Annotated in this window: 19 protein-coding genes; 7 read left to right on the top strand and 12 right to left on the bottom strand. The window is 61.7% G+C overall.

The genetic code is table 11. The features are described from left to right. Positions 1-6 precede the first annotated feature (6 nt). On the top strand, positions 7-468 hold the full coding sequence (locus tag ACU688_RS17760) for a TIGR02444 family protein (protein WP_448185784.1): 462 nt from the start codon (positions 7-9) through the stop codon (positions 466-468). Here the strand turns inward: ACU688_RS17760 and ACU688_RS17755 are convergent. Then, the gene (locus ACU688_RS17755; RefSeq protein ID WP_448185783.1) at positions 465-1,526 is read right to left on the bottom strand and encodes an AlgP family protein; all 1,062 of its coding nucleotides are present in this window, start codon (positions 1,524-1,526) and stop codon (positions 465-467) included. The two genes, ACU688_RS17760 and ACU688_RS17755, sit on opposite strands and share 4 nt — an antisense overlap. Before the next feature lie 192 nt (positions 1,527-1,718). On the opposite strand from ACU688_RS17755, the gene ACU688_RS17750 reads away from it, so the two are divergent. Beyond that, on the top strand, positions 1,719-2,396 hold the full coding sequence (locus ACU688_RS17750) for an FKBP-type peptidyl-prolyl cis-trans isomerase (RefSeq protein WP_448185782.1): 678 nt from the start codon (positions 1,719-1,721) through the stop codon (positions 2,394-2,396). A gap of 54 nt (positions 2,397-2,450) precedes the next feature. On the opposite strand, the gene rsd is transcribed toward ACU688_RS17750, so the two are convergent. From rsd to ACU688_RS17715, 7 genes are all read right to left on the bottom strand, one after another. Then, complete coding sequence (rsd, locus tag ACU688_RS17745; RefSeq protein ID WP_448185781.1) at positions 2,451-2,909, bottom strand: sigma D regulator; 459 nt, start codon at positions 2,907-2,909, stop codon at positions 2,451-2,453. Between the two features lie 215 nt (positions 2,910-3,124). Then, positions 3,125-3,640, bottom strand: a complete 516-nt coding sequence (locus ACU688_RS17740) for a disulfide bond formation protein B (RefSeq protein ID WP_448185780.1) — start codon at positions 3,638-3,640, stop codon at positions 3,125-3,127. Between the two features lie 235 nt (positions 3,641-3,875). Then, a complete protein-coding gene (locus ACU688_RS17735; protein WP_448185779.1) occupies positions 3,876-5,117 on the bottom strand; it encodes a heme biosynthesis protein HemY in 1,242 nt (413 codons plus the stop codon). 5 nt (positions 5,118-5,122) lie between these two features. Next, positions 5,123-6,238 (bottom strand): uroporphyrinogen-III C-methyltransferase, encoded by a 1,116-nt coding sequence (locus ACU688_RS17730; RefSeq protein ID WP_448185778.1) that lies wholly within the window; start codon positions 6,236-6,238, stop codon positions 5,123-5,125. Between the two features lie 18 nt (positions 6,239-6,256). Continuing rightward, entirely contained in the window at positions 6,257-7,015 is a 759-nt protein-coding gene (locus ACU688_RS17725; RefSeq protein WP_448185777.1) for a uroporphyrinogen-III synthase, read from the bottom strand. Beyond that, positions 7,012-7,953 carry a hydroxymethylbilane synthase gene (hemC, locus tag ACU688_RS17720; RefSeq protein ID WP_017736979.1) on the bottom strand — a complete coding sequence of 314 codons (942 nt, stop codon included), beginning with the start codon at positions 7,951-7,953 and terminating at the stop codon, positions 7,012-7,014. Before hemC ends, ACU688_RS17725 begins: the two co-directional genes overlap by 4 nt. A gap of 138 nt (positions 7,954-8,091) precedes the next feature. Continuing rightward, positions 8,092-8,838, bottom strand: coding sequence for a LytR/AlgR family response regulator transcription factor (locus ACU688_RS17715; RefSeq protein ID WP_448185776.1), 747 nt, complete (start codon positions 8,836-8,838; stop codon positions 8,092-8,094). A 502-nt stretch (positions 8,839-9,340) separates the two neighbouring features. Between ACU688_RS17715 and argH the strand changes: the two genes are divergently transcribed. Beyond that, positions 9,341-10,735, top strand: coding sequence for an argininosuccinate lyase (gene argH, locus ACU688_RS17710; RefSeq protein WP_448185775.1), 1,395 nt, complete (start codon positions 9,341-9,343; stop codon positions 10,733-10,735). A gap of 109 nt (positions 10,736-10,844) precedes the next feature. On the opposite strand, the gene ACU688_RS17705 is transcribed toward argH, so the two are convergent. Then, complete coding sequence (locus ACU688_RS17705) at positions 10,845-11,504, bottom strand: glutathione S-transferase family protein (RefSeq protein WP_448185774.1); 660 nt, start codon at positions 11,502-11,504, stop codon at positions 10,845-10,847. A gap of 126 nt (positions 11,505-11,630) precedes the next feature. Between ACU688_RS17705 and ACU688_RS17700 the strand changes: the two genes are divergently transcribed. The 3 genes from ACU688_RS17700 to ACU688_RS17690 all read left to right on the top strand — a co-directional run bounded on the left by ACU688_RS17700 (position 11,631) and on the right by ACU688_RS17690 (position 15,276). Further along, entirely contained in the window at positions 11,631-11,915 is a 285-nt protein-coding gene (locus ACU688_RS17700; RefSeq protein WP_010207441.1) for a hypothetical protein, read from the top strand. Between the two features lie 96 nt (positions 11,916-12,011). Further along, positions 12,012-12,266: a TIGR02647 family protein gene (locus tag ACU688_RS17695; protein WP_003195403.1), complete on the top strand. Its 255-nt coding sequence runs from the start codon at positions 12,012-12,014 to the stop codon at positions 12,264-12,266. 169 nt (positions 12,267-12,435) lie between these two features. Next, positions 12,436-15,276 carry a class I adenylate cyclase gene (locus tag ACU688_RS17690; RefSeq protein WP_448185773.1) on the top strand — a complete coding sequence of 947 codons (2,841 nt, stop codon included), beginning with the start codon at positions 12,436-12,438 and terminating at the stop codon, positions 15,274-15,276. On the opposite strand, the gene rnk is transcribed toward ACU688_RS17690, so the two are convergent. From rnk to cyaY, 3 genes are all read right to left on the bottom strand, one after another. After that, complete coding sequence (gene rnk / locus ACU688_RS17685) at positions 15,273-15,686, bottom strand: nucleoside diphosphate kinase regulator (RefSeq protein ID WP_124526885.1); 414 nt, start codon at positions 15,684-15,686, stop codon at positions 15,273-15,275. The two genes, ACU688_RS17690 and rnk, sit on opposite strands and share 4 nt — an antisense overlap. 131 nt (positions 15,687-15,817) lie before the next feature. Further along, the gene (locus ACU688_RS17680; protein ID WP_448185772.1) at positions 15,818-16,036 is read right to left on the bottom strand and encodes a DUF1289 domain-containing protein; all 219 of its coding nucleotides are present in this window, start codon (positions 16,034-16,036) and stop codon (positions 15,818-15,820) included. A gap of 2 nt (positions 16,037-16,038) precedes the next feature. Next, a complete protein-coding gene (gene cyaY, locus ACU688_RS17675; protein WP_207040366.1) occupies positions 16,039-16,371 on the bottom strand; it encodes an iron donor protein CyaY in 333 nt (110 codons plus the stop codon). A 238-nt stretch (positions 16,372-16,609) separates the two neighbouring features. On the opposite strand from cyaY, the gene lptM reads away from it, so the two are divergent. Then, a complete protein-coding gene (gene lptM, locus ACU688_RS17670) occupies positions 16,610-16,780 on the top strand; it encodes an LPS translocon maturation chaperone LptM (RefSeq protein ID WP_010207449.1) in 171 nt (56 codons plus the stop codon). Positions 16,781-16,788 lie beyond the last annotated feature (8 nt).

Raw genomic sequence — 16,788 nt, 5'->3', positions numbered from 1 at the left:
GTGAATATGTGCGCTGACCTGTGGAGCTTTGCCCTCTCGACTTACGCCCGGCCGGGTGTCGAAGCCGCTTGCCTGCGCTTGCAGGAACAAGGCGCGGATGTGTGCCTGTTGCTCTGTGGTGCCTGGTTGGAGCAGCGCGGTGTAGCGACTGCGCCCGAGCGCGTACTGGCCCTGCAACAACTGGCTGGCCCATGGCGCACACAGGTGATCGAACCGTTACGAAGCATGCGCGTGCAATGGCGTGTCATGGCGCAGCAGGATCAGCCGTTGGCGGCGCTGCGCGAACGGATCAAGGCGTTGGAATTGGAGGCCGAGCGGGAACTGCTGGCACGCCTGGAAGCGTTGGCGCAGGCATGGCCGATAGGGGAAGGTCAACAACAGTGGCTGGAAGGACTGGCGGCTGAGGATGCCGCCAACCTTGACCATGACGCGCTGCAGCAGCTGCGCGTCATGGCCACCGGCACTTAGGAAGCGCTGGTTGGGGTAGTGCTTGGCGCTACCGGTGCAGGCGTGCTGCTGGCCGATGCGGTTGGAGCGGTGGACGCGGTAGCAGCAGGCGCAGCTGGCTTGGCCGGTGCTGGTTTGGCAGCAGCAGGTTTGGCAGCTGGTTTAGCGGCTGGCTTTGCAACAGCGGGTTTGGCAACTGGCTTGGCGGCTGGTTTTGCAGCAGCAGGTTTGGCAGCTGGCTTAGCGGCTGGTTTTGCAGCAGCAGGTTTGGCAACTGGCTTAGCGGCTGGCTTTGCAGCAGCAGGTTTGGCAGCTGGCTTGGCGGCTGGTTTTGCAGCAGCAGTTTTAGCTACTGGCTTGGCGGCTGGTTTTGCAGCAGCGGCTTTAGCAACTGGCTTGGCAGCTGGTTTTGCAGCAGCAGTTTTGGCAGCTGGCTTAGCGGCTGGTTTTGCAGCAGCGGCTTTAGCAACTGGCTTGGCGGCTGGCTTTGCAGCAGCGGTTTTAGCTACTGGCTTGGCAGCTGGTTTTGCAGCAGCAGTTTTGGCAGCTGGCTTGGCGGCTGGTTTTGCAGCAGCGGTTTTGGCAGCTGGCTTGGCGGCTGGTTTTGCAGCAACGGTTTTGGCAGCTGGCTTGGCAGCAGCTTTAGCGGGCGCCTTTGCAGCAACGGCTTTTGCAGGTGTACGAGCACCCAATACTTTAGCCACGGCTTCCTTCACACGACCAACGCCCTGGGCCAGTTTCAGGCTTTCTTGAGCGTCTTTTTTGAGTTGGGAAATGTAGCCGCGAGTTTCAGCTTGGCGATCCTTGAGGGCGTCCAGCAGGTCCTCAAGTTCTTTGACAGCGTCTTTGGCTTTGGCTTGTGCCTTGGCCTTGCCGGCAGTGGCGGCGTCTTGCAGTTTGGTGCGGGATTTGTGCAGCTTTTCTTGCGCTTTACCGCGTTGTTTTTCCAGCTTGGCGAGCAGTTTTTCTGCATCGGCCAGGGCTTGGGAACAAGCGCTTTCCAGATGTTCGAGCAAGCTGCCCGAAAGTTGTTGGAGTAAATGCAACGGGGTATTTACAGGCTTCTGTTTGGCCGACATGGTTTACCTCCTGGCTGACGTGGGTGCGGCTCATACTAGCCCTCTGCTCTTACCGCCGCTAGGGCATGTTGACAGTATCGTTTGCCTTGCGTTGCACCGTGCGAAAATTCTTATCGTTATAACGAAAATACGCGGCACTTTTTACCCACTCACACTGGCATAATCCGTCGCACTTTCGGCGGGAGGATGCCCATGTCGCGTTACCTTTTTCTAGTGCTTGGCCTGGCGATTTCGGTAGCCAATGCGAGCGACCAATCGCCGCCCAAAACCACTGACCAGAACCAGCACGACCTCGCCTACAGCCTGGGCGCCAGCCTCGGTGAACGCCTACGCCAGGAAGTCCCCGACCTGCAGATCCAGGCTTTGATCGACGGGCTCAAGCAAGCCTATCAAGGCAAGCCGCTGGCGCTCGACAACGCGCGCATCGAACAGCTTCTCGCCCAGCACGAAGCACAGAGCGAAGCCGATGCACAGGCGCCTCACAGCGAAAAAGCACTCGCCGCAGAACAGCAGTTTCTAGCCAAGGAAAAAACCGTCAGCGGCGTCCGCGAATTGGCCGATGGCATCCTGCTCACAGAGCTGGCGCCCGGCAGTGGCGCCAAGCCGCTGGCAACGGATGAGGTGCAAGTGAAGTATGTGGGTCGGCTGCCCGATGGGACGGTGTTCGATCAGAGCACGCAGCCCCAATGGTTTCGCCTGGACAGCGTGATCAGTGGCTGGACCAGCGCACTGCAACAGATGCCTACCGGTGCGAAATGGCGTTTGGTCATCCCGTCTGCCCAGGCCTATGGCGCCGACGGTGCCGGCGAGTTGATCGCACCTTACACACCCCTGGTCTTTGAGATCGAACTGCTCGCCACCCGCCATTGAGGCAATAAAAAACGGTGCGCCATGCGCACCGTTTTTTTGTCTCGCCATCCGGGATCAAGCCTGGGTAGCAGGCTCTTCTTTATGGGCGTTGTGCAGCACTTCGATCAGGCAGTCTTCCAGCTCGAATCGCTCGTGAAGCAGGCCGCCCAACTCTTTGAATTTCTCGGCCACGCAGTTGCCGGCATCACACAGGTCGGTGAACACCAACAGCTTCTCGGTGATCACATCGATGCGCGGGTAGATCGTCTCAGCCAAGTCCAGACCACGCTGATCATCGAAGGCTTCCGCCTCCTTGGTCAGTTGCTCGTAGACGCCGAAATGGCCGGTCGACACGTAGTCCACCAACACACCACAGAAGTCCTGCAACGGCTCGCGGTTCTCAGCCAGCGCCTCGGGCTTGGCGCCAAGCGCATCAAAGGCCCGAACCAGTTCATGACGTGCCTTCAACCAGCTGTCGATCAGCTTGTGCACCCCACCCCAGCGTTCCTGAGCATTCTGACAACTTTCCAGCATGATGATCTCTCTTCCCTATAGGGGCGCTGCCGCCTGGTGCCCGCGCAACACTTCAAGGATAAAGCCGCAGCCGGACAAGGCCGCATCGGACAAACGGTTTCGATAGTGCGTGCGGGCCAGATTATGCCCGCATGACTATGGCTTCAAGGTACGCAGGAGAGAAAGTTCATACAAGTGTTTAATCCCGTCCTACAACCATTGAACTGATTAAGGCGCTAGCCCTGCCGCAAATGCAGGCCGGGCAACAGCCGCGAAAATGGCATTACACCCAGGATGAGCATCACGACGAAGAACAACAGGCTCCACTCCGGGAGGCTCAAATCGAATAGCGTCCAGTTGATTTCCACGCAATCGACAGTGCCATTGAAAATAGCCTGGACTGCCTGCCACACCGACAGCCTTTCCAACATGTCCTGCAGGCTCGGCCAGCATTCTGGAGCCGCACCCGACGGGATACTTTGCAGCAACACCTGACGCGCAGCGGTGAAGGCCCCCAGCAAGGCACAGCCCATGCCCGCCAACCCATATAGGCCAGCCCCGGAGCGCCTGGGGTTATGAATGGCCGCGACCAAGTTGATCAGCATGAACGTGGCAAGAAACACCCGCTGTACCTGGCACAGAAAGCAGGGGCGCAGCAGCGCACCATATTCCAGGTAGAAAGACACACCCAACGTCAGCGCGCCAGCGATGAACGCCAGGAAAAACAAGGTGCGTGAGGGGGCCAAAGACATTACTTATCCGTACCGCAGAAGATAGGTCGCTACGGTAGAGGAAAGGCCTGACCCCTTTCAATACGCGCTAGAGCAGACGATTCCGCGAAAGCGTGAGGACATCCCGCCAGAGCGTGGAGGACATAACGAAGTGCTACGTAGGAGTTTGTTACGATTCCCGTTTCGACGAGGAATTACGCAGGCTGAAGGGTTGGCTGTCAGAAGCATCTGCGCCAACCCTCGCATCTTTCCTACTTCAGACGCGTGCAGGCACCGGCAACGGTGACGCGAGCAGACGGTTATCCAAAAGGCCCAGGCCTTCCTGGAACAGTTGGTTGCTGCGCTCGGTGTCACCCAGTTGGGCCAACAGGCGCGCGAGCTCGGCACAGGCTTCCGGATTGCGCTGCACTTGCAGGCTGCTTTCCAGATAGTCACGCGCCTTGCCCCACAAGCTGTTTTGCAGGCACAGGCGACCCAGAGTCAGCAGCAGGCTGGCATCGCCCGGATGGTCCTTGAGCCAGCCTTCGGCAAACTTCAATTGCCGCGCCGGGTCGCTGCCACGCAGCAAGCCATAGAGCCGGATCAGGTGGCTGTCGTAACCGCGCTTGATCGCGCCGCGCAACACTTCTTCAGCCTTGGCGTCGGCGCCCAATTGGCGCAGTTGCTCGGCATAGGCCAGGACCAACTGCGGCTCCTGGCGCTGGGCGGAGGTCAATTGCTGCCAGGCCCGTTCAAGGGACTGCAAACCGGCTTCGCCTTGCTCCTCACGCTGGGCCGCCAGGCTGAGGTTCTCACCCCAGGCGCGACGCTCCAGCTCGGCCAGTTCGGCGGCGGGCAGCACCTTGTCCTTGCGCAACTCGGGGAGCAGGCGGATCACCGACGACCAATCGCCACGCTGCTGATGCAGGCGCTGCAACTGACGCAGCACCTGGGCGTTGTGGGGATGACGTTCGTGCATGGCCTGCAAGGTGACAAGGGCGCCCTCGGTGTCGCCACGGTCCAGTTGCAATTGCGCATGGCTCAAGGCGACGGCCAGTTCGGCCTGGGGCTGGCGCTCCAGAGCGCGCTCCAGCAACCCGTCGGCTTCTTCATAGCGACCCTGCTCGTTTGCCGCACGCGCGGCGCCGAGGTAATAGAGCAATGGCTGGCGTTCCGCTTCGGCGGCGCGGTGCAAGTGACGCTCGGCACTGGCCCAGCGACCTTCGGCGAGGTCCAACTGGCCTTGCTCGATGGCGATCTGCACACGGCGGCTGCGGTTACGGCGCGACCATGGGTTGACCACGCCACCGGAGGCAGTCACCAGGTTAAACAGCAAGCGCACCAGGTAGATCGCCAGGCCGATGACAAACACCGCCACCAAGGTCGCCCACAGGCTCGATTCGTAATGCAGCACGTGGGGATAGGTAATCAACACGTAGCCGGTGTGTTTCGAGATGCCCACAGCCAGTGCCAAAGCGATTGCAATCGCCAGCACGAGGCCCACATAGAAACGCTTCATCGGCTTTACTCCTGGGTGGCCGGTTTGCCAGCCGACGCCTTGGCTTCGTCAGCAGACAAGTGGCGACGCTCAAGGTAAGCCTGCACCGCTGCCAGGCTCGCCGCCAGGTCTGGCGTCACCACCGACACGGCCTTGGGCTCAAGCTCGGCGATACGCGCCAGCATCGCTTTGCTTTGCGGGTTGTCCTGATTGAAGTTGTCTTGCAGTACGCTGCGCGCCTCACCCAACGAGCGGCTGTACACCGCCGTCTCGCCGTTGAGCGCAGCCCATTGCGCCTGCTCCAGCGCCAGGCTCAGGGCCAGGCGCACCTGGTTCAAGCCTTGGCCGGCCAGCAATGGGCGGATGTTGTCGTCAGGGTTGAAGTCGATGCGGAAGTAGCGCGAGATCTGCTCCCACCATTGGCTCCAGCGGCTTTCGGCATCCGTGGTCGGACGCCCTTGGGACGCCGGCTCGGTGAGCTGGTATTCCGGTGCGATCGCGGCCAGTTGCACCACTTGATCGCGCAGCGCCGCCAGTTGCAGGTACAGCCCGGTGCGATCCGGCTGCTCGGTGCTGCGCAGTGCCGCAAGGCTCTTGGCCAGTTGTTCACGCGCGGCGTAGGAACCCGGATCGCTCTGCTCGCGCAGGATCTCGTCGGCACCCTGGACCAGCGACTGGGCACTGTTGATGTCCTGCAAGGCCGACAAGCGCAAGCTGGCCAGACGGATCAGGTGTTCGGCTTCCGCCAGGCGCCAATCCTGGCGGCTGGCGCCGAGGACGGTTTCCAGGCGCTGGCTGAGGCGCTGCTGATCGCCCTGCAACTGAGCCACCAGGCGACGACGCTCTTCAAGCTCCTCCGCGCCCGGCAACTGCGCCAAGCGTGCGGCCAACTGTTGCTGGCTCTGCTTGAGGGATTGTGCCTGGTCATCCAGCGTGCGCACCTGGCCCAGCTGTTGCTGGCTGCTGGCTTGCAGGGCGCGGACCTGCCAAATCCCCCAACCACCGGCGGCAACCCCGGCAGCGCCGAGCAACAAGGCCACGATCGCCAGGCCATTGCCACGGCGTGGCGCGGTGGCCGCTGACTCAACCGGCGCATCGAGTGCGGGTTGGGTTTCTTCTTTGGGCAAGGCTGTTTCGCTCACGTATCCGTCCTTTGCGTATCAGAGAGTGGTCGCGCGATGGCTGCGCAGTGCCACTAACAAAGCCGCGGCGCTCGCACCGCGACAATCCACAACTTTTTCTGCGCCAGCAGCCCGCGCCATCTCATAGACTCGCGGGCTCGGCACGAACAACGGCAACTGTGCCACCGCCGGCCAATCGGTACCGGCCAGGGCTTGCAGGTGCAAAAAACCCTGCCCACTGCTGACCACCAGGCCGTTCAAGCGTTCCAACTGGATGCGTTGCATCAGCGTCCCGGCGGCATAGCTCGGCAGGAAGCGACGGTACAACTCCAGATAGACGACACTAGCACCTTGCTCGCGCAAACGCTCAGCGAGCAACTCCCGCCCGCCTTCGCCGCGCAGGATCAGCACCCGGGCAGCGGGCTGTGCGACAGCCTCGCGCAAGGCCGGCAGTGCAAGCAAGGCCTCACTGTCGTCGCCGGTGTCGGGATAGTGAACGTTGAGCCCGTGATCGGCCAGGACCTGGCCCGTAGCCGCGCCGACGCTGAACCACGGCAACTGCGGCCAGGCCTGGTCCAGCTGTTGCAACGCCAGGCGTGCGGCGGGCTTGCTGACCACGATCAACGCGCAAAAGCGGCCCAGGTCACGGAAGACGGCCTGCTGTTCGGGTGTGACGGGTAATGGCTCGATGTCCAGCAACGGCAGGCTGCTGCTGAAAATCCCGGCTGCCGACAACGACGCCGCCAAGGACAACGACTCCTCGGCAGGCCGCGTCAGCAGCACACGCCAGTCGGTCACTGCGGACCGGCCTCGCCGTAGACTTTCTCGAGGATGGCGCCGGCGCCCTTGTCCAGCAACGCTTCGGCGACCTGAATACCCAGGGCCGCCGCGTCACGTTGCGGGCCACGCACCTCGGCGGTCAGCAGGGTACCGCCGTCCGGGTCGCCCACCAGGCCGCGCAGCCACAGGTTTTCCCCTTCGAGCACGGCGTAGCAGGCGATGGGCACCTGGCAACCACCATTGAGGTGCTTGTTCAGGGCACGTTCGGCGGTGACGCGCACTTCGGTGTCGTGGTGATCAAGGGGCTTGAGCAGTGCGTGAATCTCACTGTCGGCGGTGCGGCATTCGATGCCCACGGCGCCCTGGCCACCGGCTGGCAAGCTGTCTTCGACGCTGATGGCCGAGGTGATGCGGTCTTCGAAGCCCAGGCGGATCAGCCCGGCCGCGGCCAGGATGATCGCGTCATATTCACCGGCATCCAGCTTGGCCAGGCGCGTGTTGACGTTGCCGCGCAGGAAGCGGATCTGCAGGTCCGGGCGACGGGTCAACAACTGCGCCTGGCGACGCAGGCTGGAGGTGCCGACGATGCTGCCCAGGGGCAATTCATCCAGGGATGCGTAGGTATTGGAAACGAAGGCATCGCGCGGGTCTTCGCGCTCGCAGATACAAAAAAGGCCCAGGCCTTCGGGGAAGTCCATGGGCACATCTTTCATCGAATGCACGGCAATGTCGGCTTCGTTTTCCAGCAACGCGGTTTCCAGTTCCTTGACGAACAGGCCCTTGCCGCCGATCTTCGACAACGGCGAGTCGAGCAGCTTGTCGCCGCGACTGACCATGGGCACCAGGGACACCACGAGGCCTGGGTGGGCCTGCTCCAGGCGTGCTTTGACGTATTCGGCCTGCCACAAGGCCAGGGCGCTTTTACGGGTGGCGATGCGGATTTCGCGAGAGGACATGGATCAATCCGTACTGAATAGATACGGCAGATAATAACAGCTCAGGCAAATACGCTTTGATTTGAATCAGCAAGTGCGGGGCCTCCCTGGCCACGTCGCACCGGGATAAGGACTGCAGGCAGCGCCAAAGCCCTTGGGCTAAAGCTGCTGCATCATCTTGCGCACGCCGGCGACATGGCGTCGGCTGACGATCAAGGCATCGCCATTGAGCCCCTTCAGGAACAACTGAAAGTGCCCAAGCGGCGTGCGTTGCAGCCGCTCGATACGGTCACGGGCGACCAGCGCGTTGCGGTGGATACGCACGAAACGGTCGCCGAACTCATCTTCCAGGGCCTTGAGCGGCTCATCGAGCAGCACTTCACCCGCTTCGTGCCGCAGGGTCACGTACTTGTGGTCGGCAATGAAGTACACCACCTGGTCCAGGGGAATCAGCTCGATGCCTTTGCGCGTACGTGCGCTGATATGGCTACGCGGCCCGTTGCCACTTTGGGCGGCAGGCTGGGTCAAGGCGCTGAGTTGGCTGCGGTTGGGGCGCTCGGCTTTTTTCAGGGCCTTGAGCAGGGCGCCTGCTTCGACCGGCTTTGCCAGGAAGCTCACACCGCTGGCTTCCAGGGTCTGCGCGGGAAAATCGTCGGGCGACGCGCACAACACCAGCGCCGGCGGCGACTCGCGCTCGCTCAGGCGGGCGGCGACTTGCAGGCCATCAAGGCCCGGCAGGCGAATATCGAGCAAGACCACGTCTGGCTTGAGGCTGTCGATCAGCGTCAACGCTTCTTCGCCCGTGGTGGCGCTCGGTTCAAGGACTGTATAACCCTCGAGTTCACTGACCATACGGCTCAGTCGCTCGCGGGCTTGGGGTTCGTCTTCAACGATCAGGACATTCATATTGCGCTGGATTCCTGCGTGAGTCTCGCACAAGGATAGCGTAGACAGGTGCGGTGACTTGCGTCACAGCGATCCACGCTAAGACTAGCGCGAGCGGCAAAAAGTGCCCTGAGAGTGGCACCCATATTTACCCGGACCTGTTCAATTGCGCCCAAGACCTTCTGACTTCGGGCATCGTCGTAGGGTTTGCTGATACACAATCCGAATACCCCCCTTCTGAATGAGTAGCCTGGGTTCTGACCGCATCACCCGGCTTTGGTGCATTCACGCTCTATCAGTGCAACTGTAGACGCTCACTGCGACGACATTGCTCTATCGTCAAATATCGTTTCAATAAACACCCGAGTCCAGTCTCTTCCCGGACGCGTCCGGCGGCAAGGCACTTTGCCATCCTTCGTGCAAATAAAAATGCCGACCACCCGTAGCACCGCCTCCACGGGCAACCCTGTTATTATCGCCGGCACACCTCCAAGCCTCTTTAAAGCAGATCACGAGCGAATCCATGAGCACCGACAAGACCAACCAGTCCTGGGGCGGCCGCTTCAGTGAACCCGTCGACGCCTTCGTCGCCCGCTTCACCGCCTCCGTCACCTTCGACCAGCGCCTGTACCGCCACGACATCATGGGCTCGATCGCCCACGCCACGATGCTGGCCAAGGTCGGCGTGCTGACCGACGCCGAGCGCGACAGCATCATCGATGGCCTGACCACCATCCGCGGTGAGATCGAAGCCGGCACGTTCGACTGGCGCGTCGACCTGGAAGACGTGCACATGAATATCGAGGCCCGCCTCACCGACCGTATCGGTGTGACCGGCAAGAAACTGCACACCGGCCGTAGCCGCAACGACCAGGTCGCGACCGATATCCGCCTGTGGATTCGTGACGAGATCGACCTGATCCTGGCCGAGATCACCCGCCTGCAAAAAGGTCTGCTGGAGCAGGCCGAGCGTGAATCCGACACCATCATGCCCGGCTTCACCCACCTGCAAACCGCACAGCCCGTGACCTTCGGCCACCACCTGCTGGCCTGGTTCGAAATGCTCAGCCGCGACTACGAGCGCCTGGTGGACTGCCGCAAGCGCGCCAACCGCATGCCGCTCGGCAGCGCCGCACTGGCCGGCACCACGTACCCGATCGACCGCGAATACACCGCGCAACTGCTGGGCTTCGACGCCGTGGGCGGCAACTCCCTGGACGGCGTGTCCGACCGTGACTTCGCCATCGAATTCTGCGCCGCCGCCAGCATCGCGATGATGCACCTGTCGCGCTTCTCCGAAGAGCTGGTGCTGTGGACCAGCGCGCAATTCCAGTTCATCGACCTGCCGGACCGTTTCTGCACCGGCAGTTCGATCATGCCGCAAAAGAAAAACCCCGACGTGCCGGAGCTGGTACGTGGCAAAAGCGGCCGTGTGTTCGGCGCGCTGATGGGCCTGCTGACCCTGATGAAAGGCCAACCCCTGGCCTACAACAAGGACAACCAGGAAGACAAAGAACCGCTGTTCGACGCTGCCGACACCTTGCGCGACTCGCTGCGCGCGTTTGCCGACATGATCCCGGCGATCAAGCCCAAGCACGCGATCATGCGTGAAGCGGCGCTGCGCGGGTTCTCCACCGCCACCGACCTGGCGGACTACCTGGTGCGCCGTGGCCTGCCGTTCCGTGACTGCCACGAAATCGTTGGTCATGCCGTGAAGTACGGCGTGGACACCGGCAAGGACCTGGCGGAAATGAGCCTGGAAGAACTGCGTCAGTTCAGCGACCAGATCGAGCAAGACGTGTTTGCCGTGCTGACCCTGGAAGGTTCGGTGAATGCGCGTGACCATATCGGCGGGACTGCGCCGGCGCAGGTGAAGGCTGCCGTTGCGCGTGGCCAGGCCCTACTCGCCAGCCGCTAAAAGCATCGCAGGCAAGCCAGCTCCCACAGGGGACCCGGGTCGTCAAGACACCTCGGTCAACTGTGGGAGCGGGCTTGCCCGCGATGACGGCCTCCCAAGCACCAAACATCTACTTCTTGGCAGCAATCATCGCCATAAACGCCGGCATCGCCGCTTCCCTGTCCGCCGCCACCTTCTGCGCATTGGGCAGTGCATGCAGCTTGTCCAGCAACGCCTTGGCCGCCGGCATCTGCGCCAGCAAATCCAAGCCAAACAGCTTCTCGCCCACCCCGCAGGCGAGGTTCACGCTGTACATGAAATACAGATCCGCAATCGTGAAGCTCTCCCCCGCCACATAAGGCGCGAACTTGCCGTGCCGACCTAACGACCCCATCCCCAGCAACAGCTCGGCCTTGGATTTTTCCTTGATCGCCTCCGGTACCGGCATGCCAAAAAACGCTTCGGCAAAACACGCCCGGGCGGGCAACTCGATGTACAGCTCGATTTCCCGGCACAGCGCCAGCACCTGGGCGCGCTGGAACGGGTCCGCCGGCAGCAGCGCGGGGCCTTCCTGGGTTTGCTCGATGTATTCGAGGATCACACTGGTTTCGTTGATAAAACCCTGTTTGACCCCCAGCACGGGCACCTTGCCTCGGGGGCTCACGGCCAGGGCTTCAGGCGTCTGGCCCGCGTAGAAAGGCACCTCTTCAAACGGCAGGCCTTTCTCCAACAGCGCCAGCTTGACCATGTTGTAGTAGTTGCTGACCGAGAATCCGTAGAGCTTGAGCATTGCGACTGCCTCCAGGCCGAGTGTGGGGTTGGCTGCATGAGTTATAGATCCGAAGGCCCCACCTGACCAGCAGCATCACCCGCCTGAATGGGGGTAGACTGACGCCCTTTCCTTGAGGAGCCTGCCATGAGCGAGCCGACCGATATCGACAACGACGAAGAAGAATTCGCCGAAACCACCCTGATCGAAGCCATCGAAAACCAGATCGAGAGCGAAAACCCACCCGCTGCCAAGGCCACCTTCAACAAGCTGACCCTGGTCGGCTACGAGCGTGAAGAGATCCTGCAACTGATGGCCCACGTGCTTGCCGTCGAGATCGACGCCCTGCTGGAAGAGGACCGCGCCTTCAATACCGAATGGTATGAAACTGCGCTGCGCGCCCTGCCGGAACTGCCGCCCGAAAAGCAATAAATCCAACACGCGGCAACACACTGGACAGTTCGGCAAAGTGCGTTCACCTTATGGCCTGCTAGCCTCTAATAAATTCTTAGAAAGTCTGGAGTCCGTATGTCGTATACCCCTGAGTTGGTTGCCGAACTGGAAATCCTTGTACTCTTCCCATTAGACAGCACCAAGGAAGGTCTGAAAGTCCACCAGACCGCCGCCCCCACTGCTATCGCCGCTGCCAAGCGCCTCCACGCGAAAGGTCTTATCGACCAGCCGGATGGCGGTTACCTGACCAGCCTTGGTCGTGACGCTGCAGAGCAGGCCCAAACCCTGCTGACCATCCTGACCACTGCCAGCACCAAAGAAGCCGCCTGACACCTGATCCCGCCCATGGAGTCCGCCCAATGCGGATTCCGGGGGCGTTGCTGTGAGACGGTTAAAGTTCTGACGCCAAAAACCGATTACCTTCTAAACCTCCTACGCTACTGGCTGTAAACTCCAACACGGCCGCCCACGTCGGGCCCTGCGCGCCACCGAGTCCGACATGACCCGCACCCACGAAATCCGCCCTGACCTGGACGAAGGCATCGACCGCAAGGTGCTGGCCCAGCTGCGCGCGCGTTTCATGGCCCTCAACGCAGGCCGCATGGCCCGGGCCGTCGAAGGGCTGACCCCACGCCAACAAAGCGTGTTGACCCTGTTGCCGCTGTTCTTTCACGTCAATCATCCGCTGTTGCCCGGCTATGTCTCCGGCAGCACGCCCGCCGGGCTGTCGAATTTCGAACCCGACGCCCAGGCCCTGACCGAAGCCCAGCGCCTGACCCGCTCGTTTTCCTACAAACCGCGCCACGGCAACCCACCGCAACCGATCCACGGCCTGTTCCTGATGGGCAGCCTCGGCACCCTGGCCCAAGCCGACCAGAGCGATATGGACGTGTGGGTGTGCCACGCGCCGGACCTCGGCGAAAACGAATTGGCCGAGCTGCGCAAGAAATGCCAGTTGCTGGAAACCTGGGCGCTGAGCATGGGGGCCGAGGCGCATTTTTTCCTGATCGAGCCGACCCGCTTTGTGCTCGGGGAACGCGACGCCCAGCTCAGTTCCGACGACTGCGGCACCACCCAGCATTACCTGCTGCTGGACGAGTTCTACCGCACCGCCATCTGGCTCGCCGGGCGCACGCCGATCTGGTGGCTGGTGCCGGTGTACGAAGAAGCCCGCTACGCCGAGTTCACCCATACGTTGATCTCCAAGCGCTTTATCCGCGCCGATGAAACCCTCGACCTGGGCCACCTGGCGCGCATTCCCCCCGGAGAATTCATCGGCGCCGGGCTGTGGCAACTGTTCAAGGGCATCGAGTCGCCCTACAAGTCGGTGCTCAAGCTGCTGCTGACCGAGGTCTACGCTAGCGAACACCCGCGCGTGCACTGCCTGAGCCTGCGCTTCAAGCGGGCGGTATTCGCCAACCAGATGGACCTGGATGAGCTCGACCCGTACATCGTGGTCTACCGCCGCATCGAGGAATACCTCAAGGCACGCAACGAACCCGAGCGCCTGGAACTGGTTCGGCGCGCGCTGTACCTCAAGGTCAACCGCAAGCTCAGCGCCGGCCAACGCACCACCAGCTGGCAACGCCTGTTGCTGGAGCGCCTGGCCCAGGAATGGGGCTGGGACCAGCGCCAACTAGCCCTGCTGGACAGCCGCAGCCAGTGGAAAGTGCGCCAGGTTGCCTCCGAGCGCCGCGCCCTGGTCAGCGAGCTGAACTACAGCTACCGCTTCCTCACCCAGTTCGCCCGCACCGAACAATCCGCCAGCCTGGTCAACAAACGCGACCTCAATGTGCTAGGCCGCCGCCTGTATGCGGCCTTTGAGCGCAAGGCCGGCAAAGTCGAGTTCATCAACCCCGGCATCGCCCCGGACCTGGCCGAAGACACCCTGACCCTGGTGCAATCGCCAAACCGCAAGGAACCTGGCCAGCACTTCTGGAGCCTGTACAACGGCAACCTGACGGCCCAGGAGTCGGAACATTTCGCGCCGATCAAACGCAGCCGCGACCTGCTGGAAATGCTCACCTGGTGCCATCGCAACGGCGTGATCGACAGCAGCACCCGCCTGGCCTTGCACCCAGGCACCAGCGACATGACCGAATTCGAGCTGTTCAACCTGCTGGGAAGCCTGCAACAGAGCATCGCCCTGCCCCTGGCCAGCGTCGATGAAGAACGCCTGCTGCGCTCGGCAGTGCCGGAAGAAGTGTTGTTGCTGATCAACGTCGGCGTCGACCCGCTCAAGCATCACCGTGACTTGAACATCCTGATGACCACCGAGCGCACCGACTCCTTGAGCTACGCCGGGGTGCGCGACAACCTGGTGCTGACTCTGGACCAGGTCACGCTCAATAGCTGGAACGAAGTGCTGGTTACTCGCTACGACGGCCCCCACGCCCTGCTCGATTGCCTGCGCGACTACCTCAACCAACTGCCATCGGACCACCTGCCGCGCCTGCGGGTGCGCTGTTTCTGTCACAACCGTGCGCAGTTCATTGCCCAGCGCGTCGAAGAAATCTTCGACACCGCGCAGAACCTGCTGCTCGGCCAGGGCAACCACCGTTACCTGTTGCAGGTGCAGCAGGTCTATCACGTGATGGAGCTGGTCCCGGGCCAAGCCACTCACATACCGCTGCCGACCCAGGACGCGCTGATCACCTACCTCAGTGAAGAGCTGGCGAGCTACAGCCCGCTGCACCTGGACGCCATGGCCCTGGAAGACCACGACCTGGCCTTGCTGCTGCCCATGGGTATGGCCGATTGCGTGCAGGTGTTCTACCGGATCAACGAAGGCGTCGCCGAGTTGTACGTGCTGGATGAGTTCAATGCGCTCTGGCAGCAGCGCTTGCCGTTCCATGATGAGCAGAGCCTGCTGGCGCCGTTGCAGCGCTTCCTGCAATCGATCATCTTCCGCCGTGAGGCACTGGCACCGCTGGACACTCAGCAACCCTTGGGTGAAGTGCAGATCTTGTACTACCAACTGTTGCCGTCAGGCAGCAACCGCGCGCGCACCGTCGAGCCCCGGCCGGCACCGCAGAACTCGGCGAACAAACCGTTTTATGACGTGCAGGCGATTATCGGCAAGGCCGCGCCCGGCCAGGTGGGCGTGACCCTGTACTGCAATCAGCGGGAGTTCTGCGAATTGGAGTTTGGCGACCAGCTGTTTGCCGTGGTCGCCCAGGAGATCATCGGGCAGCGCCGGGAAACCGAGCGCTACCGCTGCTACATCACGGATCTGGACCTGTCAGGCCTGCTCGGCGATGGGCAAAGCCCGAGCAATCTGTACCTGCGCTACAAGGCCGAGCTGGAGCTGTCGCTCAACGCGGCACTGAACCAGGTTTAGAGCGGGAACGGGCCGCCATCTTTGGGCTGGCCTTCAACGCTGAGCAATTCCAGCTTGAGGGTCTTGCCACCCGGTGCTGGCCAATCGATGTGCTGGCCCACTTGCAGGCCGAGCAACGCGCTGCCCACCGGCGCCAGGATCGAGATCTTGCCTTCATCGGCATTCGCGTGTTTCGGGTAGACCAGGGTCAGGTGGTAGTCCTTGCCGCTGCCTTGTTCACGGCAATGCACGCTGGAGTTCATGGTCACGACACCCGCAGGCACTTCATCGTGGCCAACCACGTCTTCAGCGCGGTCGAGTTCGGCTTGCAACGCGGCGACGCCAGGAGACTCGTCGCCCAAGCGGTCGATCAGTTGCTCCAGACGCTGCACGTCAAGACGGGTGAGGATGATGGACGGTGCGGTGGTCATGATTCAGGCAGACTCCTTTTTTCTGCACAAAAAAGCAAAACCCCGCCAGAAAAAGGCGGGGTTCTCACGGGCCTCGATGAGTTGAGGCGTAGCCGGACACTACCACAGCGTCACAAATAAACAAGACGACCTCAGGCGCTGGTCCTGCGCTGCTCAGCCTGGGCGCAGATCACCCGGCGCCGGGCATCGTCGGCAGAGCGCCATTCACGGATGTCTTCGACGTGACGAAAACATCCGAGACAGACTTTTGCCTCGTCCAGGCGACACAAACTGATACAAGGTGACGGCACCGCCGGGCTGACATTACTGAACAGCGGCTTGGGCGGGCGTACGGGTGTGGGCTGCGTCACGATCAGATCTCTTCGAAATCCAGCTCTTCGCCGGTATATTCGCTGACCAGCCGCGTGAGCATTTCTCCCAACAGCTCTTCGCTCTTGTCGCACTGCCATTTGCCGCTTTCTTCGTCGTAGTCGAAGTGCACGCCACCGGAGCGCGCGGCCAGCCACAGTTGGCGCAGAGGCTCCTGGCGGCTGAAGATCAGCTGTTGGCCGGTCTCGAATTTGACGGTCAGCACGCCCGCCGAATTTTCCAGATCCACGTCCAGGCCGCTGTCGTCGAAAATATCTTCCAGCGCCTGCTGGGTAGCATCCACCAAGTCGTGAAAACGGGCTTCGGTCAAACTCATTGTGGCAACCTCAAAAGTGTCTGGTTTTGCTCAAGCGCCGCACGATACGGGCGAGCCCGGCCGATTGCAAAGGATACCGATCCCATCGCGATTGGCGGTATGAAATATCCCCAGCCAGCGTAGTCCGCTTCGCAGCCATCTCGGCAAACCCCCGTCGGACGGGTATTTCGGCGCATAGGCAAGCTGGCAGGTGGTCGGTATACTCGGGCGCAATTAATGCATATTCAAGGATTTCGCCATGAAGCGCCTGATCTCTTCCCTTGCTGCGCTCGTCGCGGTCGCTTGCCTCGTTAGTGCCTGTGGTCAAAAAGGCCCGCTGTACCTGCCCGATGACAGCAAAGACCCGAATGAACAGGCGCAATCGTCGCAAAAGCCATCCAAAGCGCATAAGCACGACACCTACGAATAAGGGAACTC

Source organism: Pseudomonas acericola (SeqCode) (genome assembly GCF_053456465.1).
The sequence above is the reverse complement of the archived record's forward strand: the minus strand, read 5'-3'. Positions and strand labels throughout refer to the sequence as shown.

Coding starts and splice junctions, on each gene's coding strand:
- ACU688_RS17760 (WP_448185784.1), top strand. CDS start 7: ATGTGCGCTGACCTGTGGAGCTTTGCCCTCTCGACTTACGCCCGGCCG.
- ACU688_RS17755 (WP_448185783.1), bottom strand. CDS start 1,526: ATGTCGGCCAAACAGAAGCCTGTAAATACCCCGTTGCATTTACTCCAA.
- ACU688_RS17750 (WP_448185782.1), top strand. CDS start 1,719: ATGTCGCGTTACCTTTTTCTAGTGCTTGGCCTGGCGATTTCGGTAGCC.
- rsd (WP_448185781.1), bottom strand. CDS start 2,909: ATGCTGGAAAGTTGTCAGAATGCTCAGGAACGCTGGGGTGGGGTGCAC.
- ACU688_RS17740 (WP_448185780.1), bottom strand. CDS start 3,640: ATGTCTTTGGCCCCCTCACGCACCTTGTTTTTCCTGGCGTTCATCGCT.
- ACU688_RS17735 (WP_448185779.1), bottom strand. CDS start 5,117: ATGAAGCGTTTCTATGTGGGCCTCGTGCTGGCGATTGCAATCGCTTTG.
- hemC (WP_017736979.1), bottom strand. CDS start 7,953: ATGTCCTCTCGCGAAATCCGCATCGCCACCCGTAAAAGCGCCCTGGCC.
- ACU688_RS17715 (WP_448185776.1), bottom strand. CDS start 8,838: ATGAATGTCCTGATCGTTGAAGACGAACCCCAAGCCCGCGAGCGACTG.
- argH (WP_448185775.1), top strand. CDS start 9,341: ATGAGCACCGACAAGACCAACCAGTCCTGGGGCGGCCGCTTCAGTGAA.
- ACU688_RS17705 (WP_448185774.1), bottom strand. CDS start 11,504: ATGCTCAAGCTCTACGGATTCTCGGTCAGCAACTACTACAACATGGTC.
- ACU688_RS17700 (WP_010207441.1), top strand. CDS start 11,631: ATGAGCGAGCCGACCGATATCGACAACGACGAAGAAGAATTCGCCGAA.
- ACU688_RS17695 (WP_003195403.1), top strand. CDS start 12,012: ATGTCGTATACCCCTGAGTTGGTTGCCGAACTGGAAATCCTTGTACTC.
- ACU688_RS17690 (WP_448185773.1), top strand. CDS start 12,436: ATGACCCGCACCCACGAAATCCGCCCTGACCTGGACGAAGGCATCGAC.
- rnk (WP_124526885.1), bottom strand. CDS start 15,686: ATGACCACCGCACCGTCCATCATCCTCACCCGTCTTGACGTGCAGCGT.
- cyaY (WP_207040366.1), bottom strand. CDS start 16,371: ATGAGTTTGACCGAAGCCCGTTTTCACGACTTGGTGGATGCTACCCAG.
- lptM (WP_010207449.1), top strand. CDS start 16,610: ATGAAGCGCCTGATCTCTTCCCTTGCTGCGCTCGTCGCGGTCGCTTGC.